Genomic DNA, 2,759 nt, shown 5'->3' on the forward strand with positions numbered 1-2,759 from the left:
GGCCGCAAGGTCCTGTTAGTTTTGTTATGCATACCCAGGCCGGTGGGTCGGCAGATGTATTTATAAGAACACTCGCCGAGTCATTGGAACCACAAATTGGCCAGCCGATTGTGGTGATCAACTCTCCGGGAGGTGCGGGTGCTACTCAGATGTCGCGTCTTGAGGGGGCAAATCCCGATGGTTTAACGCTTGGTATTAATACGCTATCCCACTTTACTGGGATGCTGACCAATTTAAACGGTGTTTTTGCGCTGGATGATTTTTCCTGGATAGCCTCTACCCAAGAAGATGTTCATATTGTTTTTGCAAACCAAACATCAGAAATAGATAGCATTGATGCACTGATTGATAAGGCGAAAGAGGGTGGCGGTAAAGTTAGTGTGGGCGGGTTTGGCCCTCGAGGATCCACACAAAATATCGCTATTTCGATGCTTGAGAATGCGGCTGATGTCGAGTTTGAATGGATTGCATATAACGGTACCCCTGACATTGTGGCCGCCGTGATGGGCGGGCATGTGGATGTTGGGGTTTCTAATCTTAGTGCGTTAAAAACGTTTTTTGATGCCGAAAGAATTCAGGGGCTAGGCGTTATCGCTGATGAGCGCCTTGCCTCTCTTCCCGATGTGCCGACTTTTTCTGAGCAAGGCGTTGATGTGGATACCAGCTGGGTACAAGTTAGGGGGGTATTTGGGCCACCAGACATTCCGATGGAAACTCAGCAACAAATTGCTGATGCCTTTCATGAGGCCATGAAGAGCGAGCATTATCAAACCTATGCCCGAAATGCGGGAATTACCGACTCTTGGATGGGGCCGGAAGCGTACACCGAGTTTGCGTATCGCATTAGCGAGGTGGCTAGAGCGGAACTAGATCAGTAGGTTTGCAAGTTAGTGGTTTTAGTTTTGCTAACGGGAAGTAATTAACTAACGCTCCTTAGTGAGTGAAAATAAACTCTCAACTATATTTTAATAACGCTATAACAATAGCTATAAAAGAGCTATCAAAAGAGGTGCATGCCCATGTTTACTATAAAGAGAAATGTAATATCTAAGATACTGTTGGGCGCTACAGTCATTTCAGTAATGGCGACAAGCGCTATGGTGTCTGCTAGTGAAGAAGAGTGGCCCCAAGATACCGTCCGCGTGATTATGCATACCAAAGCAGGTGGTTCCGCCGATGTGTTCATGCGTACGTTGGCTGAATCATTGGAGCCTCAGATAGGCCAGTCGATTGCGGTAGTGAACTCACCTGGCGGCGGTGGTGCTAGTCAGATGACTCGGGTACGTTCTTCTGCGCCGGATGGGCTAACGCTTGCAGTCAATACGCTTTCTCACTTTACCGGCATGCTGACAAATTTAGAGGGTGTGTTCTCTATCGATGACTTCAGCTGGATTGCATCTGCGCAGGCTGATCCCAACTTGATTTGGACCCGCAGCGACTCGCCGTTAGATGACTTAGATGCCCTGATTGAAGAAGCTAGGCAGCGCGATGGCAAAGTCACCGTTGGTGGGTTTGGCCCCCAAGGTTCCACACAGCATATCGGCCTTAGCATGCTCGAAAATGTTGCTGAGGTAGAGTTTGAGTGGGTGCCATTTAATGCCACGCCCGACATTATTGCCGCCGTGTTAGGTGGTCATATTGATGTGGGTATGTCTAACTTGAGCGGCGCCCAAGCGTATTTTGATGCAGGCCGTTTAAAAGGACTTGGCGTGCATGGTGAAGAGCGACTGGAGAGCCTTCCTGATGTCGCCACCCTTGAAGAGCAAGGTTACGACGTTGACTCAAGCTGGGTACAGGTGAGGGGGATATTTGGCCCCGCTGATATGCCTATGGAACTGCAGCAACAAATTGCGGATGCATTCCATGAGGCGATGAGGACCGAGCATTATCAAGCCTATGCGCGTAGTGCTGGGGTCACTGACTCCTGGATGGGACCTGAAGAGTACACTGAGTTTGCCTATCAAATTAGTGAAACAGCTCAAAAAGAATTAGACAAAAGCAAGAACTAGTTATGGTTGGTTCTAGTGCGGCGAATTCTTTCGCCGCATTTTTTAATGTCGCTTTCCTAGTGTTTAATCTCTTCGTTATTTTAAGTCTATTTAATTTGCCTAACTATTTAATAGGCAAACCCTTATTTTTAGTCAATGGAAGGTGTAAGGCATTATTGTCAAACTAGTCTCCTGGCCTTTTTATTTTTACTAATTCCGCAAATAATAACTTATTAGAAGGTGTTGTTATGACTCAAGATTCGTTAGTGACCTGCTCAATTAATAATGGTATTGCCCTGCTGACACTAAACCGCCCCGATAAGCGTAACGCTATGAGCGATGCCATGCGCGCTGAGTTGGTAGCCCATTTAGTTGATATTCGTACTGACCGTTCTATTCGTGCCTTAGTGCTAACGGGAAGCGGCAAGGGGTTCTGCGCGGGTGGCGATATTGCTGGTATGAAGACGCGGATGGAAGCCGATCCTGCGACCGTTGGCTTTAACGGTTGGGAACGACAGCAGGGTGTTCACTATGCTGCAAGCTTACTCCTCAATTTACCTATTCCTACCGTCGCGGCGGTGAATGGGGCAGCGGCTGGTTTAGGCGCAGATTTAGCGCTTTCTTGTGATTTCGTGATTGCCTCTGATTATGCCCACTTTACCTGGGCGTATATTGCCCGCGGGCTGATTCCTGACGGAGGTGGCATGTACTTCCTGCCACGCCGAGTAGGGTTGGCGCGAGCCAAAGCACTGATTTTTAGTGGGCGACGGG

At 48.4% G+C, this 2,759-nt stretch carries 3 protein-coding genes; all 3 read left to right on the forward strand.

Annotated elements, in window-relative coordinates; all coding sequences use genetic code 11:
- The coding region (locus AC0UA9_RS17250) for a tripartite tricarboxylate transporter substrate binding protein (RefSeq protein ID WP_475661958.1) at positions 1-878 on the forward strand (878 nt) is incomplete at its 5' end.
- 306 nt (positions 879-1,184) lie between these two features.
- On the forward strand, positions 1,185-2,009 hold the full coding sequence (locus AC0UA9_RS17255; protein ID WP_475661963.1) for a tripartite tricarboxylate transporter substrate binding protein: 825 nt from the start codon (positions 1,185-1,187) through the stop codon (positions 2,007-2,009).
- A 227-nt stretch (positions 2,010-2,236) separates the two neighbouring features.
- The coding region (locus AC0UA9_RS17260; RefSeq protein WP_475661960.1) for an enoyl-CoA hydratase/isomerase family protein at positions 2,237-2,759 on the forward strand (523 nt) is incomplete at its 3' end.

The sequence above is a fragment of the Colwellia sp. F1 genome (genome assembly GCF_056238625.1).

Coding starts and splice junctions, on each gene's coding strand:
- AC0UA9_RS17255 (WP_475661963.1), top strand. CDS start 1,185: ATGCGTACGTTGGCTGAATCATTGGAGCCTCAGATAGGCCAGTCGATT.